The sequence below is a fragment of the Pseudomonas citronellolis genome (assembly GCF_029335315.1).
GTDB lineage: Bacteria > Pseudomonadota > Gammaproteobacteria > Pseudomonadales > Pseudomonadaceae > Pseudomonas > Pseudomonas citronellolis_A.
The window spans coordinates 1-20728 of record NZ_JARJLT010000290.1 but is presented as its reverse complement, the minus strand read 5'-3'; the positions used below and the strand labels follow the sequence as shown (position 1 = coordinate 20728).

The 20728-nt window shown below is 69.7% G+C and carries 19 protein-coding genes; 4 read left to right on the top strand and 15 right to left on the bottom strand.

Annotated features, from left to right (window positions below; genetic code table 11):
• On the bottom strand, positions 1-1069 hold a 1069-nt coding region (locus tag P3W75_RS21685), incomplete at its 3' end, for an aromatic ring-hydroxylating oxygenase subunit alpha (RefSeq protein ID WP_276229371.1).
• A 15-nt stretch (positions 1070-1084) separates the two neighbouring features.
• Complete coding sequence (locus tag P3W75_RS21680; RefSeq protein WP_276229370.1) at positions 1085-1684, bottom strand: TetR/AcrR family transcriptional regulator; 600 nt, start codon at positions 1682-1684, stop codon at positions 1085-1087.
• 92 nt (positions 1685-1776) lie between these two features.
• Here P3W75_RS21680 and P3W75_RS21675 point away from each other — a divergent pair, with 92 nt between their 5' ends.
• Positions 1777-2610: a crotonase/enoyl-CoA hydratase family protein gene (locus tag P3W75_RS21675; RefSeq protein WP_276229369.1), complete on the top strand. Its 834-nt coding sequence runs from the start codon at positions 1777-1779 to the stop codon at positions 2608-2610.
• Between the two features lie 201 nt (positions 2611-2811).
• Here P3W75_RS21675 and P3W75_RS21670 read toward each other — a convergent pair whose 3' ends face one another.
• Together P3W75_RS21670 and P3W75_RS21665 are read right to left on the bottom strand one after the other, a co-directional pair.
• Entirely contained in the window at positions 2812-5880 is a 3069-nt protein-coding gene (locus tag P3W75_RS21670) for an efflux RND transporter permease subunit (RefSeq protein WP_276229368.1), read from the bottom strand.
• Between the two features lie 6 nt (positions 5881-5886).
• On the bottom strand, positions 5887-6990 hold the full coding sequence (locus tag P3W75_RS21665; protein ID WP_276229367.1) for an efflux RND transporter periplasmic adaptor subunit: 1104 nt from the start codon (positions 6988-6990) through the stop codon (positions 5887-5889).
• Positions 6991-7087: 97 nt separating this feature from the next.
• Here P3W75_RS21665 and P3W75_RS21660 point away from each other — a divergent pair, with 97 nt between their 5' ends.
• Positions 7088-7720: a TetR/AcrR family transcriptional regulator gene (locus tag P3W75_RS21660; protein WP_276229366.1), complete on the top strand. Its 633-nt coding sequence runs from the start codon at positions 7088-7090 to the stop codon at positions 7718-7720.
• A 273-nt stretch (positions 7721-7993) separates the two neighbouring features.
• Here the strand turns inward: P3W75_RS21660 and P3W75_RS21655 are convergent, their stop codons facing one another.
• The 7 genes from P3W75_RS21655 to ppc all read right to left on the bottom strand — a co-directional run bounded on the left by P3W75_RS21655 (position 7994) and on the right by ppc (position 15208).
• Positions 7994-8779, bottom strand: coding sequence for a class I SAM-dependent methyltransferase (locus P3W75_RS21655; RefSeq protein WP_276229365.1), 786 nt, complete (start codon positions 8777-8779; stop codon positions 7994-7996).
• Positions 8780-8826: 47 nt separating this feature from the next.
• The gene (locus P3W75_RS21650; RefSeq protein ID WP_276229364.1) at positions 8827-9654 is read right to left on the bottom strand and encodes an isocitrate lyase/PEP mutase family protein; all 828 of its coding nucleotides are present in this window, start codon (positions 9652-9654) and stop codon (positions 8827-8829) included.
• A 50-nt stretch (positions 9655-9704) separates the two neighbouring features.
• Positions 9705-10565 carry a DUF72 domain-containing protein gene (locus P3W75_RS21645; RefSeq protein WP_276229372.1) on the bottom strand — a complete coding sequence of 287 codons (861 nt, stop codon included), beginning with the start codon at positions 10563-10565 and terminating at the stop codon, positions 9705-9707.
• A complete protein-coding gene (locus P3W75_RS21640) occupies positions 10562-10915 on the bottom strand; it encodes a hypothetical protein (protein WP_276229363.1) in 354 nt (117 codons plus the stop codon). The genes P3W75_RS21645 and P3W75_RS21640 overlap by 4 nt, the downstream gene beginning before the upstream one ends.
• Before the next feature lie 87 nt (positions 10916-11002).
• Positions 11003-11677, bottom strand: a complete 675-nt coding sequence (gene tsaB / locus P3W75_RS21635) for a tRNA (adenosine(37)-N6)-threonylcarbamoyltransferase complex dimerization subunit type 1 TsaB (RefSeq protein WP_276229362.1) — start codon at positions 11675-11677, stop codon at positions 11003-11005.
• Positions 11678-11764: 87 nt separating this feature from the next.
• Entirely contained in the window at positions 11765-12412 is a 648-nt protein-coding gene (adk, locus tag P3W75_RS21630) for an adenylate kinase (protein ID WP_276229361.1), read from the bottom strand.
• Positions 12413-12571: 159 nt separating this feature from the next.
• Positions 12572-15208 carry a phosphoenolpyruvate carboxylase gene (ppc, locus tag P3W75_RS21625; RefSeq protein ID WP_276229360.1) on the bottom strand — a complete coding sequence of 879 codons (2637 nt, stop codon included), beginning with the start codon at positions 15206-15208 and terminating at the stop codon, positions 12572-12574.
• A 196-nt stretch (positions 15209-15404) separates the two neighbouring features.
• Between ppc and P3W75_RS21620 the strand changes: the two genes are divergently transcribed.
• Positions 15405-15752 (top strand): pilin assembly protein, encoded by a 348-nt coding sequence (locus P3W75_RS21620; protein WP_276229359.1) that lies wholly within the window; start codon positions 15405-15407, stop codon positions 15750-15752.
• Between the two features lie 78 nt (positions 15753-15830).
• Here the strand turns inward: P3W75_RS21620 and cadR are convergent, their stop codons facing one another.
• Positions 15831-16298, bottom strand: a complete 468-nt coding sequence (gene cadR, locus P3W75_RS21615; protein WP_276229358.1) for a Cd(II)/Pb(II)-responsive transcriptional regulator — start codon at positions 16296-16298, stop codon at positions 15831-15833.
• Between the two features lie 86 nt (positions 16299-16384).
• Here cadR and P3W75_RS21610 point away from each other — a divergent pair, with 86 nt between their 5' ends.
• Entirely contained in the window at positions 16385-18667 is a 2283-nt protein-coding gene (locus P3W75_RS21610; RefSeq protein WP_276229357.1) for a heavy metal translocating P-type ATPase, read from the top strand.
• A 160-nt stretch (positions 18668-18827) separates the two neighbouring features.
• On the opposite strand, the gene P3W75_RS21605 is transcribed toward P3W75_RS21610, so the two are convergent.
• The 3 genes from P3W75_RS21605 to P3W75_RS21595 are packed head-to-tail and all read right to left on the bottom strand — an operon-like array spanning position 18828 to position 20638.
• Positions 18828-19346 carry an O-acetyl-ADP-ribose deacetylase gene (locus P3W75_RS21605; RefSeq protein ID WP_276229356.1) on the bottom strand — a complete coding sequence of 173 codons (519 nt, stop codon included), beginning with the start codon at positions 19344-19346 and terminating at the stop codon, positions 18828-18830.
• Positions 19347-19388: 42 nt separating this feature from the next.
• Positions 19389-19721 (bottom strand): hypothetical protein, encoded by a 333-nt coding sequence (locus tag P3W75_RS21600; protein WP_276229355.1) that lies wholly within the window; start codon positions 19719-19721, stop codon positions 19389-19391.
• Positions 19718-20638 carry an alpha/beta hydrolase gene (locus tag P3W75_RS21595; protein WP_276229354.1) on the bottom strand — a complete coding sequence of 307 codons (921 nt, stop codon included), beginning with the start codon at positions 20636-20638 and terminating at the stop codon, positions 19718-19720. Before P3W75_RS21595 ends, P3W75_RS21600 begins: the two co-directional genes overlap by 4 nt.
• Between the last annotated feature and the right edge of the window lie 90 nt (positions 20639-20728).

Sequence of the window (20728 nt, the reverse complement as noted above, 5' to 3'; positions counted from 1 at the left end):
CGTGCCAGAGGCGTTCGCTGGCGCCGGCGCGGATACCGTTCTGCACCCGCGTGGCCATGGCGAAGTCTTCTTCCAGCGCGGCGTAGAGGATTTCGTTGTTCTTCTCGAAGTAGCGCCGCGCCTTGTCCGTCGCGGGTTCCTCCGGCACCAGCGTGTAACTGAGCACCCGCGTCGCCAGCGGGCCGTCGGGGAACACGCTGGAGAAGTCGATGTGGTCCGGCTCCACCAGCACCAGGGTGTTCGGCCAGAGGAAATACAGCAGGTTGCCGTGGCGGCGCAGATCCCATTGTTCCTCCGGCAGCCCCGCCAGCTCGCGCAGGTTGCGCTTCACGTAGTAGTTGCGGATGTGCCGGCCGAAGCGCTCGAAGCTGCCCAGGTTGGGCCAGAACAGGTGGTCGATGGTGGCCTGGTGCGCCTTGGCCACGTGGTAGTTCTCCAGGAAGGTGTCGACCGTCAGCTTCCAGTTCACCGGGCGGCGGATGTCGCGCGGGTCGAACTGCGCGTGGTGATCGAGGGCGAAGCTGTCGAAGTCGGCGCACAGGGCTTCGCCGAAGAAAGCCTCCAGGTCCAGCGCCGGCCCCGGCGACTGGCGCAGCCAGACCGCGCCGAAACGCTCGGCCAGCGGCAGCTCGGTGAGGTTCAGGCAGGCCCGCTCGACACCCTCGAAGCCATAGCCGTGGGGGATCCCGCGCAGTTGCCCGTCGGGGTTGTAGGCCCAGGCATGGTAGGGGCAGACGAACACCCGGTTGCGCCCCGACGCCTCGCCGACCAGCTGCGTGCCCCGGTGCTTGCAGACGTTGAGGAACGCCCGCAGCCGGCCCTGCTCGTCGCGGGTCAGCAGCAGCGGCACCATCAGCTCGCGGGTGAGGAAGCCGCCCGGCGGAATCTCGCTGGAGCGCGCCGCCAGTACCGGTTCGCGCAGCAGCAGCTCGCGCTCGCGGCGGTAACGCGCCTCGTCCAGGTAGGCCGAAACCGCCAGCGACGAGGGCTCCGCCGCGCCGTCGGAGACGCCCCGTTCGGCCAGCGCCAGGACCTTGTTCAACAGCGCTACCTGGGTTGCGTGCTGCATGGGGCTACTCCTCGCTCAAGGGGACAGGGGCGCCAGCGCGCCGCGAATGAAATGCCAGAGTTGCCGCGCCAGTTGCTCCGCCGGCGGACGCGGCTGCCGCGCCAGGGCTTCGAGCAGGGCCTGCTGCAGGCCGCCGAGGATCATCGCCGAGACCAGTTGCGGGTCCAACTGCGCGTTGAGCTGCCCGGCGGCCTGGCCACGGCGGATGTTGTCGGCGCCCTGGCGGATGTTCTCGGCGATGCGCCGCGCCTCCAGCGCCGCCACCTCCGGCTCGCGCGCCAGGCTGACCAGCACCAGCGGCGCCAGCGGTTCGGCGTAGACGAACTGCACGGCGAGCAGCACCCGGCGTTCCTCGCGCTCGCTCCAGTCACGCGCCTCGGGCAGCGGGTCGGCGACCATCACCCGCGCCTGGTAGCGGTCGTAGAAATCCTCCGCCACCGCCGCCAGCAGGCCGGCGCGGGAGGCGAAGTAGCGATAGATCAGCCCCACCGAGACCCCGGCGCGCTCGGCCACCCGCCCCACTTCCAGACCGCCGCCGAACTCCAGCAGCTCGACGCGCGCGGCCTCCAGCAGGTTGGCGCGGGTTTTCAGGGCTTTGGCGGACAGATCGGACATGCTGTGGCTCGGTAATGCTGGACAGGAAAAGTGAATTCAGTTTACTTATTTCTTCGGACAAGCCAAGCCCCCTACCCGGAGAGCCCTGGAACATGAGCGAACCCTGCGTGCTGTACCGCGTCGACGGACGCGTCGCCACCCTCACCCTCAACCGCCCCGAACGGCTCAATGCCATCGACGACCGCCTGCCCGCCGAGCTGGAGGCGGCGGTGGCGCGCGCCAACGCCGACGACGCGGTCCACGTCATCGTCCTCACCGGCGCCGGGCGCGGCTTCTGCAGCGGCTACGACCTCAAGTTCTTCGCCGAGAACCCGCGCGGCGTCTACGGCAGCCAGGAAATGCCCTGGGACCCGATGCTCGACTACGCGCTGATGAAACGGAACACCGAGCAGTTCATGAGCCTGTTCCGCAGCTACAAGCCGGTGATCGCCAAGGTCAACGGCCCGGCGGTGGCCGGCGGCAGCGACATCGCGCTGTGCTGCGACCTGATCGTGATGGCCGACGAGGCGCGCATCGGCTACCCGCCGGCGCGGGTCTGGGGCTGCCCGACCACCGCCATGTGGGTCTACCGCCTGGGCCCGGAAAAGGCCAAGCGCATGCTGCTCACCGGCGACCTGGTCGACGGCCAGGAGGCCCAGCGCCTGGGGCTGGTCTACCAGAGCGTGCCGCTGGCCGAGCTGGACGCCGCCGTCGAGGCGCTGACGGCGCGCATGCAGGGCATCCCGAAGAACCAGCTGATGATGCAGAAGCTGATGATCAACCAGGCCTTCCACAACATGGGTCTGGAGACCACGCAGATGTTCGCCACGCTGTTCGACGGCATCACCCGGCATAGCCCGGAAGGCGTGCGCTTCAAGGCGAGGTGCGAGGAAGTGGGCTTCGCCCGGGCGGTGCAGGAGCGCGATTCGGGCGCGCCGATTCCCTGACCTGTGCGGCAGCCCCATAAGAGCGCCTGTGTTGCCGGCTGCGCCGAGGTGCTTTTCTACGAGACCGAATCCGTAACGCCCCGTGCGTAGGGCGGATAACGTTCGACGTTATCCGCCGTTTATCCGATGCCGCCGGCCGCGTCGGGTTCGACCACGAAGCCGCCGGCAGCATCGGCGTATAACCGCGAACGGTTATACGCCCTACCCTTCCTTCTTGACCCGGAACCAGGCGGCGTAGAGCGCCGGCAGGAACAGCAGGGTCAACGCCGTGGCGACGATCAGGCCGCCCATGATGGCCACCGCCATCGGCCCGAAGAACACGCTGCGCGACAGCGGGATCATCGCCAGCACCGCCGCCAGCGCGGTCAGCACGATGGGGCGGAAGCGCCGCACCGTGGCCTCGATGATCGCATGCCAGGCGTCCAGGCCCTGCGCGCGGTCCTGCTCGATCTGGTCGACCAGGATCACCGAGTTGCGCATGATCATCCCGGCCAGGGCGATGGTGCCGAGCATGGCGACGAAGCCGAAGGGCTTCTGGAACACCAGCAGGAACAGGGTCACGCCGATCAGCCCGAGCGGCGCGGTGAGGAACACCATGGCCATGCGCGAGAAACTGCGCAGCTGGACCATCAGCAGGGTCATCACCACCACCAGGAACAGCGGCACGCCGGCGTTCACCGAGTTCTGCCCCTTGGCCGAGTCTTCCACCGTGCCGCCCACTTCCAGCAGGTAGCCGTCGGGCAGCGCGGCGCGGATCGGGTCGAGGGTCGGCGAGATCTGCTTGACCAGGGTGGCCGGCAGCGAATCGTCGTAGATGTCCGCGCGCACCGTCACCGTGGGCAAGCGGTTGCGCCGCCAGATGATGCCTTCCTCGAAGCCGTACTCCAGGGTCGCCACCTGCGACAGGGCCACGCTGCGCCCGTTGTTGGTGGGGATCGCCAGGCTCGGCAGCTGCGACAGGTCGTGGCGCTCGCGCTGGTCGCCGCGCAGGAGGATCTCGATCAGTTCGTTGTCCTCGCGGTAGTAGCTGACGGTGGCGCCGGTCAGCGAACTCTGCAGGAACTGCGAGACGTCCTGGGTGCTCACGCCCAGGGCGCGGGCGCGGTCCTGGTCGACGTTGAGGAAGATCGCCTTGCTCGGCTCCTCCCAGTCCAGGTGCACGTTGACCACGTGGGGGTTCTGGCGAATCTTCTCCGCCACCTTGCGCGCCAGGGCGCGGACCTCCGGAATGTGCTCGCCGGACACGCGGAACTGCACCGGGTAGCCCACCGGCGGGCCGTTCTCCAGGCGGCTGATGCGGCTGCGCACCGTCGGGAAGTCCTCGGCCATGCGCTGGATCAGCCACTGGCGCACTTCTTCGCGGCTCTTCAGGTCCTTCGCCAGGATCACGAACTGGGCGAAGCTGGCCGCCGGCAGTTGCTGGTCCAGCGGCAGGTAGAAGCGCGGCGAGCCGGTGCCGACGTAGGCCACGTAGTTGTCGATGCCGGGATGCCCCACGAGCATCTTCTCCAGGCGCTGCACCTGCTCGCCGGTGGCGGTCAGCGAGTCGCCCTCGGCCAGCTTCAGGTCCAGGAGGATTTCCAGGCGCGCAGACGGCGGGAAGAACTGCTGTGGCACCAGGCGGAAGGCGGCGATGGAGCCGGCGAAGGCCAGCAGGGTGAGGACGATCACCGTCTTGCGGTAGCGCACGCACCACTCCACCAGGCCGCGGAAGCGCTGGTAGAACGCTGTGGAATACGGGTCGTGGCCCTTGCCGCTGCCGCCGTGCTTCTCGGCGTGGAGCTTGGCCAGGTCCGGCAGCAACTTGGCGCCCAGGTAGGGCACGAAGACCACCGCGGCCACCCAGGACACCAGCAGGGCGATGGTCACCACCTGGAACAGCGAGCGGGTGTATTCGCCGGTGCCCGACTGCGCGGTGGCGATCGGCAGGAAGCCGGCGGCGGTCACCAGGGTGCCGGTGAGCATCGGGAAGGCGGTGCTGGTCCAGGCGAAACTGGCCGCCTTGAGGCGGTCGTAGCCCTGCTCCATCTTCACCGCCATCATCTCCACGGCGATGATCGCGTCGTCCACCAGCAACCCCAGCGCCAGCACCAGCGCGCCCAGGGAAATCTTGTGCAGGCCGATGTTGAAGTAGCGCATGCTGACGAAGGTCATCGCCAGCACCAGCGGGATCGACAGCGCCACCACCAGGCCGGTGCGCAGGCCCAGGGAGAAGAAGCTCACCAGCAGCACGATGACCAGCGCCTCGGCCAGCACCCGGACGAACTCGCCCACGCCCTCGCGCACGGCGGCCGGCTGGTCCGAGACCTTGCGCAACTCCATGCCCGCCGGCAGGTTCTGCTGCAGGCGGCCGAAGGCGTCGTCCAGGGCCTTGCCCAGGACCAGGATGTCGCCGCCGTCCTTCATCGCCACGGCGATGCCGATCGAGTCCTCGCCCATGAAGCGCATGCGCGGCGCCGGCGGGTCGTTGAAGCCGCGGTGCACCTCGGCCACGTCGCCGATGCGGAAGGTGCGGTCGCCGACGCGGATGGGGAACTGGCGGATGTCCTCCACCGAGTCGAAACGACCGGACACGCGCAGCTGCACGCGGTCGCTGGCGGTTTCGAAGAAGCCGGTGGCGCTGACCGCGTTCTGCTCCTCCAGGGCCTTCTGCACCGCCGCCAGGGGCAGGCCGAGGGTGGCCAGCTTGGTGTTCGACAGGTCGATCCAGATCTTCTCGTCCTGCAGCCCGACCAGCTCGACCTTGCCGACGTCCTTGATCCGCTGCAGCTGCAGCTGGATGCGGTCGGCGTAGTCCTTCATCACCGCATAGTCGAAGCCCTTGCCGGACAGCGCGTAGATGTTGCCGAAGGTGGTGCCGAACTCATCGTTGAAGAACGGCCCCTGGATGCCCTGCGGCAGGGTGTAGCGGATGTCGCTGACCTTCTTGCGGATCTGGTACCACAGCTCGGGAATGTCCCGGGACTTGAAGTCCTCGCGGGCGACGAAGGTCACCTGAGACTCGCCCGGCCGCGAGAAGGAGACGATACGGTCGTAGTCGCCGGTCTCCATCAGCTTCTTCTCGATGCGCTCGGTGACCTGGCGCGAGACTTCCTCGGCGGTGGCGCCGGGCCAGTTGGTTTTCACCACCATGGCCTTGAAGGTGAAGGGCGGGTCCTCGCTCTGGCCGAGCTGGGTGTAGGACAGCACCCCGGCGATGCCCAGCAGGAGCATCAGGAACAGCACGATCGGACGGTTCTGCAGCGCCCAGGCGGAAAGGTTGAAGCGCATCCTGCGTCACTCCTTCGCCAGCAGCTTGACCGAACGGTTCTCGCGGTCGACCGCGCGCACCTGCTGGCCCTCGCGCAGCACCTGGGTGCCGGCGGCGACCACCCAGTCGCCGGCCTGCAGGCCCTCGAGCACCGGCACCCGGTCCTCGGTGTAGGGGCCGATGCGCACCGGCCGGCGGTGCAGGGTCGAGGTGGCCGGGTCGACCACCCAGACGAACGGCTGGCCGTCCTCGGCGCTCAGCGCCGCCAGCGGCACGGCCAGGGGCACGGCGCCCTCGTTGTGGATATATACGCGGGCGCTCTGGCCGATCTCGGCGGGCACCTTGTCGTCGTCGAAGGCGACCCGCGCGGCGAAGGTCCGCGACTGCGGGTCGGCGGCCGGCGACAGCTCGCGGATGTGCCCGCTGAAGCGCCTGTCCGGCTGCGACCAGAGCTCGACGCTGACGCCCTCGCCGATGCGGAAGCGTTCGATGGCGTGCTCGGGGAAGCTGATCAGCACCTCGCGGTCGCCGTCCGCGGCCAGGGTGAAGACCGTCTGCCCGGCGGCCACCACCTGGCCGACCTCGACCCGCCGCGAGGCGATCACGCCGTCCTGCGGGGCGCGCAGCACCGCGTAGTCGGCCTGGTTGCGGGCCACGTCGTACTCGGCGCGCACCTGCTTCACCCGCGCCTCGCCGGCGCGGTAGGTGTTCTCGATATTGTCGAACTGCGACTGGCTGACCAGCTTGCGCTCCAGCAGCACCTTGTAGCGGCTGTACTCGGAGCGCACGGTCTGCAGGTTGGCCTCGGCGGCGGCGACCTGGGCGCGGTTGGCCTCCAGCTGCAGGCGCACGTCCTCGGGGTCGAGTTCGGCCAGCGGCTGGTCGCGGCGCACGCGCTCGCCGCTTTCCACCAGGCGCTTGGCCACCTTGCCGCCGATGCGGAAAGCCAGCTCCGGCTCGTGGCGGGCGTGCACCTCGCCCGGGTAGGCTTCGGTGACGGCGCGCGCCGGTTCCGGCTGCACCACCATGGCCGGGCGCAGGGCCGGCTTCGGCGGCTCGCCGCCACCGCAGGCGGCCAGGCTCAGGGAAAGGACTACGGGAAGGGCGACGGACAAGGCATGGCGGAACATGATGTATGACCTTTCGCGAAACGCGTTTGAATTCTTGTACTCAGCGGTATACTAAGTAATACAAAACTCACCAGTCCAGTATTTGCAGTGTAAATAAATGTCCCAGACCACGCCCCCCAGCGGCCCCGGCCGCCCCAAGGACCCGGCCAAGCGCCAGGCGATCCTCGAAGCCGCCAAGGAGCTGTTCGTCTGCAAGGGTTACGACGGCAGCAGCATGGAGGCGATCGCCGCCGAGGCCGGGGTGTCCAAGCTCACCGTGTACAGCCACTTCACCGACAAGGAGACGCTGTTCTGCGAAGCGGTGCAGGCCAAGTGCGCCGAGCAGATGCCCGAGCTGTTCCACGAACCGCCGGCGGACGCGCCGACCCGTGAGTTGCTGCTGAACATCGCGCGCGGCTTCAACCGCCTGATCAACAGCCCCGAGGCCATCGCCCTGAGCCGCCTGATGATCGCCCAGGGCGGGCTGAACCCGCAGTTGTCGCAGATGTTCTTCGACGCGGGTCCCCTACGCGTGCTGGACCAGATGGAGCGGTTGATCGTCCGCGCCCAGGGCCAGGGCGAGATACGCGAGGGCGACGCCCGCCACGCCGCCGAGCACTTCCTCATGCTGGTGCAGGGCTGCGTGCACTTCCGCCTGCTGATCGGCTGCGCGACGCTGCCGCCGGCGGAGGAAAGCGAACGGCATGTACATGAGGTGGTGGAGCTGTTTTTACGGGCGTATCGGCCCTGAGGCCTTGTAGGAGCGAGCTTGCTCGCGAACAGCGTTTCCTGGCGACCGTAGTGCATCGGGTTGCCGCCGCTCCCTCTCCCCAGCCCTCTCCCTGAAGGGAGAGGGGGCCGTCCGTGCCGAGAGACGGTCAGGCTCTGCCGGCAACTTTCGGTGTTGCCGGCTTACGCCAGAGCTACAGGAGCGTAGGGCGCATGACCGTTCGCGGTCATCCGCCGATACCCGTACCACGCAAACGGCGCATAACGCTGGCGCATTATTCGCCCTACGGGGACGTCAGGGCTTGAGGGATTTCAGCGGGTAGATGTCGTAGCGGCTGGACTTGCCTTCCAGGCTGTAGCTGGGCTTGGCGCCGTCGATGATCGGCGCCTTGCGCGGGCGCTTGACCACCACTCGGTGGCTGGCCAGGGCCAGGGCCGCCTGGAGCAGCGCCGGGGCGTCCATGTCGTCGCCCACCAGCGGGCGGAACAGGCGCATTTCCTTTTTCACCAGGGCGCTCTTGTCGCGGTGCGGGAACATCGGGTCGAGGTAGATCACCTGCGGCGCCTCGCCCTGCCAGGCGCCCATCAGCGCGATGGCGTTGCCCTGGTGCAGTTGCATGCGCGCGACTATCGCGCCCACTTCCGGGTCCCGCGCGGCGCGGGCCAGGCCGTCTTCGAGGAGCGCGCCGATCAACGCCTGGCGCTCGATCAGCTGCATCTCGCAGCCCAGGCTGGCGAGGACGAAGGCGTCGCGACCCAGGCCGGCGGTGGCGTCGAGCACGCGCGGGCGCACGCCCGGCTGCACGCCCACCGCCTTGGCGATCATCTGCCCGCTGCCACCGCCGAACTGGCGACGGTGGGCGGCGGCGCCTTCGAGGAAGTCCACGCGCACCGGGCCGGGCGAGTCCGGGCCCAGTTGCAGCAACTGCAGGCCGTCGTCACCCAATTGCAGGGCGAAGTCCGCCTCGCCCGCCTCCGCCAGTTCCAGGCCCAGGCGCCGCGCCCACAGCTCGGCGGCCTCGCGGCAGTGCGGCTGCAGGGCCTGGACGATGATGCGGGGGGTGTCTGCGCTGGCGCTCATGCGGGTCGATCCGGTGCAAAAGCGCGGATTCTACCGCAGCCCCGCGCTCAGCGCCGGAACAGCGCGTTGATGCGCGCGAAGGGCATGCCCTCCTGGGTCGCGCCCAGGCGCCCGCCGGCCAGTTCCTCGGCGGCGTGGAAGAAGGCGCCGTAGGCCACCCGCGCCAGCGCCGAGCCCAGGCTGACGCGCTTGACGCCGAGGTCGGCCAGCTCGTCCAGCGACAGGCGCAACGCCGGCGAGCCGACCAGCACGTTGACCGGCCGCGGCGCTACCGCGCTGACCACTTCGCTGATCTGCTCGGCCGTGCTCAGGCCCGGCGCGTAGAGCACGTCGGCGCCGGCCTCGGCGAAGGCCACCAGACGGCGGATGGTGTCGTCCAGGTCGTCGCGGCCGTGCAGCAGGTTTTCCGCGCGCGCCGCCAGGGTGAAGGGAAAGTCCAGCGAGTGCGCGGCCTCGACGGCGGCCTGCACGCGCTCCACGGCCAGTTCGAAGGAGTAGATCGGGTCGTCCGGACGCCCCGTGGCGTCTTCGATGGAGCCGCCGACCAGGCCGATGCTGGCGGCCAGGCGCAGGGTCGCCACGCAGTCTTCCGGCGCATCGCCGTAGCCGTTCTCCAGGTCGGCGGCCACCGGCAGCGGCGTGGCGTCGACGATGGCGCGGGCGTTGGCCAGGGCCTCCTCACGGCTCACCTCGCCTTCGGCGTCGCAGCGGCCGAGGGCGAAGGCCAGCCCGGCGCTGGTGGTGGCCAGGGCCTCGAAGCCGAGGCCGGCGAGCATCTTCGCCGAGCCGGCGTCCCAGGGGTTGGGCAGAACGAACAGGCCGTCGCGCCGGTGCAGCGCCTGGAAAGCCAGGCCGCGTTCGCGTTGGGTGGTCATGGGACGCTCTCCGTGCGTGGGGGAGCTAGCAGGTTAGCGCAACGGCGGGCTCAGAGCAGGCCCAGTTGCGCGACTTCCGGCTCCGGCTGGTGCAATGCCGGCAGGCCCGGCAGGCGCTCGGCCAGCAGCGCGTGGAAGCGCTGCGCCTGTTCGGCGGCGCGGTGGTTGTCCGGGGTGTGGAGGAACACGTGGGGCGTCAGGCCGGCGTCGATCCAGCCAGCCACCTTGTCCACCCAGGGCGTCAGGTACGCCTGGTTCGCGTCCAGGTCCGGCCCGCCAATGAAGCGCACCTGCGGGCTGTCGCTGAAAGCCGCCGGGCGCACCGGAATCCTCGGTTTCTTGGATTGCGCGTGGCGCACCGCCGGGTCGTCGGAGCGGCAGGCGAACAACGCCCGCGAGTCCAGGCAGATGCGCTCCACGCCGCGCTCGTGGAGCAGGCGGTTGAGCACCCGCTCCTCCTCGCCCTTGTCGAAGAACGCCGGGTGTCGCACTTCCACGGCGATGCGCCGCTGGCCGAACTCGTCCAGCCAGGCCGCCAGCTCGCCCAGGCGCTGCGGGCCGAAACCGGCGGAGAGCTGCAGCCACAACGGGCTCACGCGCGCGCCGAGCGGGGCCAGCAGGTCGAGGAAATCGCGGGTGGCGCCGAACTGCTCGCGCAGGTCGCCTTCGTGGCTGATGTCGCGCGGCAGCTTGGCGCAGAAGTGGAAATCCGCCGGCATGGTCGCGGCCCAGCGTTTCAGGGTCTCGGCATTGGGCCGGGCGTAGAAGGTGGTGTTGCCTTCCACCGCGTTGAACACCTGGCTGTAGAAGCCCAGGGTCTCGGCCGGGCGCAGGTCGGCGGGGTAGAAAGCGCCGCGCCAGGCGGGCTCGTTCCACGACGGGCAGCCCAGGTAATACGGCAACGGCATCAGGCGTAGAGGTCGATGCCCAGCACTTCCGGCGCATCGTAGCTGGCCACCGGCAGGTTGGCGGTGCTGCTGTAGCTGGCCAGGGCCTGGGCGGCGCGGCTGCTCAGCGGGCGCTGGTAGGCCAGGGAGTCGCTGAGGACGATCGGCAGGCTGCCGGCGCTGGCGTTGCTGGCCTGCACCTGGCGTTGCTGCGGCTGCTGCTCGAAACCCTGGCTGGCGGCGACGGAAGCCGGCTGCTCACGGCGCGCCTCGGCCTCGCGCATGACGTCGCGATACGGCGTGACCGCGGTGCCGCTGGAACGGGCGCCGGAGTCGGGCGTTGTGGAGTAGCTGGAAAGGCCGTCGATGCGCATCTGCAAGGCTCAGCGGTTAAGGCTTTCACTCTAGCGAGGCCCCCGGGGCTTGGCAATCGCCGGGCTCCGGGCGGGCTTCGCGGGTGGTCAGCCAGCCTTGGGGGTGGCCACGTTGTCGCGCAGGTAGACCGGCTGCGCCTGGTCCGCCGGCACGGCTTCGCCGCGCGCCCAGGCGAACAGCGCCAGGTCGAGCAGGTCGGTCGCGGTGGGCAGCAAGCTGGCGTCGTCGCTGGCCACCTTCACCGCCAGGCGTTCGCGGAAGCCCCAGCCGGTGCCGGCGCCGAACCACTCGCCGCTGGCGTCGCGCGGCAGGCCGACGTTTTCCGGCGGCAGCACCGCTTCGCCGCCGGCCAGGCGCATCTCGCCCTGCTCCAGGCGGTAGCAACCCCAGTAGACCTCGTCCATGCGCGCGTCGATGGCGGCCGCCACCTGGGCGGCGCCGTGCTCGCGATGGGCACGCTGGGCCAGCACGGCGAGGTCGGAGATCGGCAACACCGGCTTGTCCAGGGCGAAGGCCAGGCCCTGCACCACGCCGATGGCGATGCGCACGCCGGTGAAGGCGCCGGGGCCGCGACCGAAGGCGATGGCCTCCACCGCGGCCAGGGCGATGCCGGCTTCGTCGAGCAGTTCCTGGACCATCGGCAGCAGGCGCTTGGCGTGCAGCCGCGGGATCACCTCGTGGCGGCTGAAACGCCGGCCGTCATGCAGCAGGGCCACGGAACAGGCTTCGGTGGAGGTATCCAGGGCCAGCAAGGTGGTCATCGGGGGCTTCCGGCAAGCTGAAAAAGGGCGGGCATTATAAACGCCAAAGGCCCGCGAGCGGGCCTTTGGTGCAGGTTAGTCGACGGCTCAGCTGAGCGCGGCGAGGACCTTCGAAGTGATCTGGTCGACCGAGCCGACGCCTTCGACGCGGCTGTACTTCGGGGTGCCCTGGGCGGCGGCGAGCTTCTGGTAGAAGTCGACCAGCGGCTTGGTCTGGGTGTGGTAGACCGACAGGCGGTGACGCACGGTGTCTTCGCGGTCGTCTTCACGCTGGATCAGGTCTTCGCCGGTGACGTCGTCCTTGCCTTCGACCTTCGGCGGGTTGTGCTCGACGTGGTAAACACGGCCCGAGGCCGGGTGTACGCGACGGCCGGCCATGCGGCTGACGATCTCTTCGTCGTCGACGGCGATCTCGATCACGTGGTCGATGGTCACACCGGCTTCCTTCATGGCCTCGGCCTGGGGAATGGTGCGCGGGAAACCGTCGAACAGGAAGCCGTTGGCGCAGTCGGGCTGGGCGATGCGCTCCTTGACCAGGTTGATGATCAGGTCATCGGAAACCAGGCCGCCGGCGTCCATCACGCTCTTGGCCTGCAGGCCCAGTTCGGTACCGGCCTTGACCGCCGCACGCAGCATGTCGCCGGTGGAGATCTGCGGAATGCTGAACTTCTCGGTGATGAAGCGAGCCTGAGTACCTTTGCCGGCACCGGGCGCCCCGAGCAGAATCACACGCATCGATATGCTCCTTAGTCTTGTTGAAAGCGAAACCCGGATCTGCCTCGTGGGGCCAATCTGAACATGCTTGAAATGGCGCAGGAATGCGCCGAAAGGTTGATCAAGATACACAGCGCACCCAGCGCGCACAAGCCACCGCAGAGCGGTGGCGACAGGGCCTCAGCCGGTATTGCGCAGGCCGGCGGCGATCCCCGCCACGGTGACCAGCAGGGCCTGTTCCAGGCCACCGCAGGCGTCGCCTTCGCAGCGTCTGGAACGGGCCAGCAGCTCGGCCTGGAGCAGGTGCAGCGGGTCGAGGTAGATATTCCGCACGGCGATCGATTCGCGGGTCTCGGTGGCCTGCGCCAGCAGGCGCTGCTGGCCGGTCAGGCCGAGCACCACGCGCAGCGCCTGCGACAATAGGTCGCGTAAATGCGCACCTAATGGTCGCAGTTCCGATTGCACCAGACGTTCGTCGTAGAGTTGCGCGATTTCGCCGTCGGCCTTGGCCAGGACCATCTCCAGCATGTCGATGCGCGCGCGGAAGAACGGCCACTGCTCGCGCATGCGCTGCAGCAGGCCGCCTTCGCCGCGGTCGATGGCGTTGAACAGCGCGCTTTCCCAGCCCAGCCAGGCCGGCAGCATCAGCCGCGTCTGGGTCCAGGCGAAGATCCACGGGATCGCCCGCAGGCTCTCGATGCCGCCCTGGCGGCGCTTGGCCGGGCGGCTGCCCAGGGGCAGGCGGCCGAGCTCCTGCTCAGGGGTGGCCTCGCGGAAGTAGTCGACGAACTGCGGCGTCTCGCGCACCACCTGGCGGTAGGCGGCCAGGGAGTCGGCGGCGAGGCGCTGCATTTCCTCGCGCCAGGCCGGTTCCGGCGCCGGCGGCGGCAGCAGGGTCGCTTCCAGCACGGCGGCCAGGTAGAGGTCGAGGTTCTGCCGGGCGATGCCGGGCAGGCCGAACTTGAAGCGGATCATCTCGCCCTGTTCGGTGGTGCGGAAGCGCCCGGCCACCGAGCCCGGCGGCTGCGAGAGGATGGCCGCGTGGGCCGGGCCGCCGCCACGCCCGACGGTGCCGCCGCGGCCATGGAACAGCAGCAGCTCGACGCCGCGGGCGCGGCAGATGTCCACCAGCGCCTCCTGCGCGCGGTACTGCGCCCAGGCGGCGGCCAGGGTGCCGGCGTCCTTGGCCGAATCGGAGTAGCCGATCATCACTTCCTGCGGCCCGGCCAGGCCTTCGCGGTAGGCGTCCAGGCCGAGCAGGCGCTCGATGCAGGGGCCGGCGTTGTCGAGGTCGTCGAGGGTTTCGAAGAGTGGCACCACGCGCAGCGGCCGGCGCAACCCGCACTCCTTGAGCAGCAGTTGCACCGCCAGCACGTCGGACGGCTGGCCGGCCATGGAGATGACGTAGGAGCCCAGCGAGGCCTCCGGCGCGGCGGCGGCGACGCGGCAGGTGGCGAGGACTTCGGCGGTGTCGGCCGAGGCCCGGTAGTCCGCCGGCAGCAGCGGGCGGTGGTTGCCCAGCTCTTCCAGGAGGAATTCCTGGCGCACCGCCTCGTCCCACTCCTGGTAGCGGCCCAGGCCCAGGTATTCGGTGATTTCGCTGAGCGCGGCGGCGTGGCGGCTCGAGTCCTGGCGGATGTCCAGGCGGGTCAGGAACAGGCCGAAGGTGGCGGCGCGGCGCAGGCTGTCGAGCAACGCGCCGTCGGCGATCACGCCCATGCCGCAGGCGTGCAGCGAGCGGTGGCAGAGCAGCAGCGGCTCGAGCAGCTCGCGGTTGTCGCGCAGCACCGCCTCGGGTGCGACCTCGTCTTCGGCCAGCGCGCGCTCGGCCCAGGCACGGGTCGCCCGCAGGCGTTCGCGCAGTTGCTTGAGCAGGGCGCGGTAGGGTTCGGCCACCTCGCCCACTTCCGCCAGCAGCTCCTCGCTGGCCTGCTGCATGGACAGGTCGGCGGCCAGGCTGTCGACGTCGCGCAGGTACAGGTCGGCGGCCATCCAGCGCGCCAGCAGCAGCACCTCGCGGGTGACGCTGGCGGTGACGTTGGGGTTGCCGTCGCGGTCGCCGCCCATCCACGAGGCGAAGCGCACTGGCGCTGCCTCCAGCGGCAGGCACTCGCCGGTGCTGGCGCGCAGGGTCTCGTCGACATGGCGGAGAAATTCGGGCAGCGCCTGCCACAGCGAATGCTCGATCACCGCGAAGCCCCACTTGGCCTCGTCCACCGGGCTTGGCCGGGTGCGGCGGATTTCCTCGGTGTGCCAGGCCTCGGCGACCAGCCGGCGCAGGCGCCCGTGGACCTGCTCGCGCTCCTCGGGGAGCAGGTCGGCGTGGTCCTGGGCCGCCAGTTGCGCGGCTATCGCGTCATATTTCTGGATCAGCGTGCGCCGCGCCACCTCGGTGGGGTGCGCGGTGAGCACCAGTTCGATGTCCAGCTGCGCCACCTGGCGCGCCAGCGTCGCCGGCTCGACGCCGGACTTGCCCAGGCGCGCCAGCAGCTCGCCGAGCACGCGCTGCTCGAAGGCCGGCTGCTCCTTGGGCTGGCGCCGGCGGATGCGGTGGTACTGCTCGGCGATGTTGGCCAGGTTGAGGAACTGGTTGAAGGCCCGCGCCACCGGCAGCAGCTCGTCCTCGCCGAGGCCGTCGAGGGCCGCCGCCAGCTGCCGCGCGCCCTCCGCCGAACCGCGCCGCGCCGCCTTGGCGCCCTGGCGGATCAGCTCGATCTTGTCGAGGAAGGCCTGGCCGTACTGGTTGCGGATGGTCTGCCCGAGCAGTTCGCCGAGCAGGTGCACGTCCTCGCGCAGGCGCGCGTCGATATCCGGCATGGCGGGTTCTCCGTGTCTGGATTCTTCTTACAGTGCCGCCTGGCGACACTCACTGACAAGCGTGCGACGAACGCCCGCGATCCTGCTCGGACAGCGTCTAGGCTAGATGTGATCCCGAAGGATTCGGGAAAATCTTCCCGGCGGCTCCAGAAGGGCCGTCTTCCCCGCCGGCCACGAGCCGGCCGTTGAGGTGAACATGAAGATCCGCGATCTCGTACGCCATTGGGAACAGAACGCCAGGGGGCGCATGACCAGCCACAGCTACAGCATCCCGCTGGACGTGGAAACCGCCGCGCGCCTGGCCGCGCTGCACGACATGTACCCCAAGCGCAGCGTCGAGGAGCTGCTCGGCGAGCTGGTCGGTTCGGCGCTGGAGGAACTGGAAGCGAGCTTCCCCTACGTGAAGGGCAACAAGGTGGTGGCGCTGGACGAACAGGGCGACCCGCTCTACGAGGACATAGGCCCTACCCCGCGCTTCCTGCAGCTGTCGCGCAAGTACCTGCACGAGCTGACCGAGCGCGACGAACAGCCGAGCCCCAGCTGAACCCGCCCCGCTCCGCCGTTGCCCATGGTGACGGCGGATAACCGCGAACGGTTATTCGCCCTATGCCGGTAACGGGCGTCAATGCCGGCCGTGCACGCCGGGCACGTGCAGGTGCCCGGCCTCGGCGCAGGCCTCGGGCACCGTCGAGGGCTCGGCGGGCAACTGCAGCTCGCGAAGGATGCCGCAGTCCTCGCTGTTGCCGCTGCCGCTGCAGCGCGCGCGCAGGTCCTGCAACTGCTGGCGTAGCGACTGCAGTTCGGCGATGCGCACCTCGACGTGGTGCAGGTGCTCGTCGATCAGCCGGTTGGCGGTGCCGCAATCCGCCTCGGGGCGGTCGCGCAGGCCGAGGAGGATGCGGATTTCCTCCTGGGTCATGTCCAGCGAGCGGCAGTGGCGGATGAACGACAGCCGCTCGACGTGGGCGCCGTCGTACTGCCGGTAGTTGCCGCCGCTGCGCGCCGGTTCCGGCAGCAGGCCCTCGCGCTCGTAGTAGCGGATGGTTTCCACCGGGCAGCCGGTCAGCTTCGCCAGTTCTCCGATCTTCATCAGCGTTCCTCCACAAATCCCGCTTGACTCTGTAGTTGCTACAGGGTGTGCAATCGCAAGCATACCGTCAAATGGGAACCGACCTGATGTCCGACGCCAACAGCCGCCAGCCTGGGTGCGGGTCCTGCTGCCACGACCACGAGCCCGCCACCGCGCACCGCCACGAGCATGGCCACGAGCATGGCCACGAGCACCACCACGAACGCCTGCGCCACGCCGAGCCGGCCCTGGATACCAGCGCGGCCGCCACCGGCGAACTGCGCTGGAGCAGCCTGCGCATCGAGGCGATGGACTGCCCCACCGAGGAACGCCTGCTGCGCGACGCGCTGGGCAAGGTGCCGGCGGTGGAGCAGCTGGAGTTCAACCTGATGCAGCGCCTGCTCAAGGTGCAGCACCGCTTCGACAGCCTGGAGCCGCTGCAGAAGCTGATCGCCTCGCTGGGCATGCAGGCCGAGGCGCTGGAGGACGGCCAACCGCTGGCCGCCGCGCCGGCGCGGCACAAGCCCTGGTGGCCGCTGGCCGTGGCCGGCGTGCTGGCGCTGGCCGCCGAGGTCTGCGAATGGTTCGCCCTGGGCCCGCAATGGCTGGTCGCCGCCCTGGCCGTGGCGGCCATCCTCGGCGCCGGCCTGCCGACCTACCGCAAGGGCTGGATCGCCCTGAAGAACCGCGACCTGAACATCAACGCACTGATGAGCATCGCCGTCACCGGCGCCCTGCTCATCGGCCAGTGGCCGGAAGCGGCGATGGTGGCGGTGCTGTTCGCCATCGCCGAGCTGATCGAGGCGCGCTCCCTGGAACGCGCGCGCAGCGCCATCCGTGGCCTGCTGCAGCTCGCCCCGGAACAAGCCACGGTGCTGCGCGAAGGGCAGTGGCTGGACGTCTCCGCCAAGGTGATCGCCGTCGGCGAGCGCGTGCGGGTGCGCCCGGGCGAACGCATCGCCCTCGATGGCGAGGTGCTCGACGGCCGCTCCAGCGTCAACCAGGCACCGATCACCGGCGAGAGCCTGCCGGTGGAAAAACAGGCCGGCGAGCCGCTGTTCGCCGGCAGCATCAACGGTGAAGGCGCGCTGGAATACCGCGTGACCCGCGGCGCCGACGACAGCACCCTGGCGCGGATCATCCACGCCGTGGAGCAGGCCCAGGGCTCGCGGGCGCCGACCCAGCGCTTCGTCGACCAGTTCGCCCGCGTCTATACGCCGGCGGTGATCCTCATCGCCATCGCCACCGCGCTGATCCCGCCGCTGGCCTTCGGCGGCGCCTGGCTGGACTGGGTGTACCGCGCCCTGGTGCTGCTGGTCATCGCCTGCCCCTGCGCACTGGTGATCTCCACCCCGGTGACCATCGTCAGCGGCCTGTCGGCGGCGGCACGCGTCGGCATCCTGATCAAGGGCGGGGTGTTCCTCGAACTGGGCCGCCAGCTGCAATGGCTGGCCCTGGACAAGACCGGCACCATCACCGCCGGGCGCCCGGTGCAGACCGACTTCCAGGGCCTGCGCGGCGACGCGGCGCAGGCGCGGACGCTGGCCGCCAGCCTGGCCGCGCGCTCCGACCACCCGGTGTCCCAGGCCGTGGCCCGCGCCGCCGAAACCGACGGCCTGGCGCTGTACGGCGTGGGCGCGCTGGAAGCGCTGCCCGGCCGTGGCGTGAAAGGCGAGATCGACGGCCGCCCCTATCACCTCGGCAACCACCGCCTGGTGGAGGAGCTGGGGCTGTGCTCGAAAGAGCTGGAAGCGCGCCTCGACGCCCTGGAGCAACAGGGCAAGACGGTCATCGTGCTGCTCGACGGCGACGGCCCGCTGGCCCTGTTCGCCGTGGCCGACGCGGTCAAGGAGAGCAGCCGCGAAGCCCTCGCCGAACTGCATGGCCTGGGCGTGAAGACCCTGATGCTGACCGGCGACAACCCGCACACCGCCGCCGCCATCGCCGCCCAGGTGGGTATCGACCAGGCGCGCGGCAACCTGCTGCCGGAGGACAAGCTGCGCGAGGTCGAACAGCACCAGGCCGGCGGCGCGCGGGTCGGCATGGTCGGCGACGGGATCAACGACGCCCCGGCCCTGGCTCGTGCCGACATCGGCTTCGCCATGGGCGCGGCGGGCACCGACACGGCCATCGAGACCGCCGGCGTGGCGCTGATGGACGACGACCTGCGCAAGCTGCCGCAGTTCATCCGCCTGTCGCGCCGCACCCACGCGATCCTGCTGCAGAACATCAGCCTGGCGCTGGGCATCAAGGCGGTGTTCCTGGTCCTCACCCTGGCCGGTCTGGGCACCCTGTGGATGGCGGTGTTCGCCGACATGGGCGCCAGCCTGCTGGTGGTCTTCAACGGCCTGCGACTGCTGCGCGAAGGGGCACCGCAAAGGACGGACTGAGCCTGCAGCCGTAGGGCGCATAACGCCTACGGCGTTATGCGCCGTTTTCCTCGGGCGCCGCTACCTTGGTCTACGGCGGATAACCGCGAACGGTTATTCGCCCTACCAAAGCCGTCAGCGGACGTCCCGCGCGGTTTCCTCGCCGGCGCAACGCACAACGCTATCCGCCGCCCGCCAGCAGGCGCTGGTAGAGCTCGGCCATGTCGCGGCCGAACGGCACCAGCAACAGGCGCCTCAGGCTGCTGTCGGCGGGGCGCGGGCGGCGCAGTTCGGCGATGGCGATGCTCGCCGCCTCTGTGTGCGGGTAGCCGTAGATGCCGCAGCTGATCGCCGGGAAGGCGACGCCCTCCAGCTCATGTTCTTCGGCCAGTTGCAGGCTGTTGCGGTAGCAGGCGGCGAGCAGCGCCGCTTCACCCTGGCGGCCGCCGCGCCAGATGGGCCCGACGGTGTGGATGACGTGCCGCGCCGGCAGGCGGAAGCCGGGGGTGATCTTTGCCGCGCCGGTGTCGCAACCGCCCAGGGTGCGGCACAGGGCGAGCAGTTCGGGGCCGGCGCCGCGGTGGATGGCGCCATCCACGCCACCGCCGCCCAGCAGCGAGCCATTGGCGGCGTTGACGATGGCGTCGATGCGCAGGGTGGTGATGTCGCCCTGCCAGACCTCGATCGCGGGGGTGTCCATGCTCGCCTCCTGACGGTTGCGCCACCCCCCGGCACGGGGGCCTTACTTCACCTGTTGCGGGGTTTCCTCGCCGGCGCAGCGCACGGCGTGCTTGCGGTTGTCCACCAGAACCCCGGAGAGGCCCTTCTGCGCGGTGTCGAACAGCACCAGCACGCCGTCGATGCACTGCGCCACCTGGGTGGCCGGCTCCAGCGAGAGTTTCACGTCTTCCCCCGGAACGCTCTTGAGCATGGTGAAGTCGGCCAGCAGCAGGGCGTCCTCTTCCTTGGCGAAGTGCAGGTAACCGTAGTACCAGAGCGTACCGACGCTGACGATGATGCTGCCGATGGCGGTGAGGATGTACGGAATCATGTTGCGGTCGGTGCTGGTGGTCATGGCTTGCCCTGGGACTGGCTGGCCGGCGCGGCCGGCGGATCGGTGTTGGGGACTTCGGCCAGGCGGCGCAGGCCGCTGAAATGCTGCGGGTCGTCGAGGAAGCGCAGCATCACTTCGCGCCAGGTCGGTTCGCCGAAGGTTTCCACATGGCCGCCACGGGTCAGCTGGAAGACTTTCGGCGGCCGTGCCGCCTTGTACAGGCTCAGGCCGTTGTCCAGGGGCACGATGGTATCGTCGATGCTGTGAAAGAACAGCACGGGTGCGCCAGAAAGTCGCGGCATGGCGCGCACCGCGCTGTCGCCGTCGGGCACCGCCCAGGACAGCGGAACCTGCAGCGGCCAGGTCAGCCAGGCGCCGGCGAGCATGTGCCGGGCCACGTCGCGATAGCTGGCCGGCACGCCATCGAGGACGATCGCCTTCAACTGCGCGACGCGCTGCGGGTGCTCCGCCAGGTAATGCACGCCCATGGCCCCGCCCAGGCTCTGGCCCAGCAGGATCAGTGGCTTGCCCTGGGCTTCCGGGGCCTGGTCCAGCCAGGCGAAGGCAGCGTCGATGTCGCGGTAGACCTCCGGCAGGCTCGGCTCGCCCTCGGAATGGCCGTAGCCGCGGTAGTCGAGCATCAGCACCTGGTAGCCCTGCTCCGGCAGCCAGAAGGTGCCGCCCAGGTGCCAGGCCATGTTGCCGCCGTTGCCGTGCAGGTGCAGCACGGTGCCCTTGACCGGCACTCCGGGCTTGGCCGGCAGCCACCAGCCGGCCAGCTTCAGGCCGTCGGCGGTGGTGATGCTGACGTCGCGGTAGTCGAGCTTGGCCCGCTGCGGGGTGATGGCCACGTCCGGGCTGGGGTAGAACAGCAGCGAACTGCAGCCGCCGAGCACCAGCAACAGCGAGAGCGCGACGGCCTTGAAGCGGTGGGTCATGGTCGGGTCTTCCTTGGCGCGGCGCGCCCCACGGGAGCGCGCCCTGCGCGCGAATCGCGGGCGCGGCCCGCTCCTACGCGCACCTCTTCC

Coding starts and splice junctions, on each gene's coding strand:
- adk (WP_276229361.1), bottom strand. CDS start 12,412: ATGCGTGTGATTCTGCTCGGGGCGCCCGGTGCCGGCAAAGGTACTCAG.
- P3W75_RS21620 (WP_276229359.1), top strand. CDS start 15,405: ATGAAGATCCGCGATCTCGTACGCCATTGGGAACAGAACGCCAGGGGG.
- P3W75_RS21650 (WP_276229364.1), bottom strand. CDS start 9,654: ATGACCACCCAACGCGAACGCGGCCTGGCTTTCCAGGCGCTGCACCGG.
- cadR (WP_276229358.1), bottom strand. CDS start 16,298: ATGAAGATCGGAGAACTGGCGAAGCTGACCGGCTGCCCGGTGGAAACC.
- P3W75_RS21610 (WP_276229357.1), top strand. CDS start 16,385: ATGTCCGACGCCAACAGCCGCCAGCCTGGGTGCGGGTCCTGCTGCCAC.
- P3W75_RS21680 (WP_276229370.1), bottom strand. CDS start 1,684: ATGTCCGATCTGTCCGCCAAAGCCCTGAAAACCCGCGCCAACCTGCTG.
- P3W75_RS21605 (WP_276229356.1), bottom strand. CDS start 19,346: ATGGACACCCCCGCGATCGAGGTCTGGCAGGGCGACATCACCACCCTG.
- P3W75_RS21675 (WP_276229369.1), top strand. CDS start 1,777: ATGAGCGAACCCTGCGTGCTGTACCGCGTCGACGGACGCGTCGCCACC.
- P3W75_RS21660 (WP_276229366.1), top strand. CDS start 7,088: ATGTCCCAGACCACGCCCCCCAGCGGCCCCGGCCGCCCCAAGGACCCG.
- P3W75_RS21640 (WP_276229363.1), bottom strand. CDS start 10,915: ATGCGCATCGACGGCCTTTCCAGCTACTCCACAACGCCCGACTCCGGC.
- tsaB (WP_276229362.1), bottom strand. CDS start 11,677: ATGACCACCTTGCTGGCCCTGGATACCTCCACCGAAGCCTGTTCCGTG.
- P3W75_RS21655 (WP_276229365.1), bottom strand. CDS start 8,779: ATGAGCGCCAGCGCAGACACCCCCCGCATCATCGTCCAGGCCCTGCAG.
- P3W75_RS21665 (WP_276229367.1), bottom strand. CDS start 6,990: ATGTTCCGCCATGCCTTGTCCGTCGCCCTTCCCGTAGTCCTTTCCCTG.
- P3W75_RS21595 (WP_276229354.1), bottom strand. CDS start 20,638: ATGACCCACCGCTTCAAGGCCGTCGCGCTCTCGCTGTTGCTGGTGCTC.
- ppc (WP_276229360.1), bottom strand. CDS start 15,208: ATGCCGGATATCGACGCGCGCCTGCGCGAGGACGTGCACCTGCTCGGC.
- P3W75_RS21600 (WP_276229355.1), bottom strand. CDS start 19,721: ATGACCACCAGCACCGACCGCAACATGATTCCGTACATCCTCACCGCC.
- P3W75_RS21670 (WP_276229368.1), bottom strand. CDS start 5,880: ATGCGCTTCAACCTTTCCGCCTGGGCGCTGCAGAACCGTCCGATCGTG.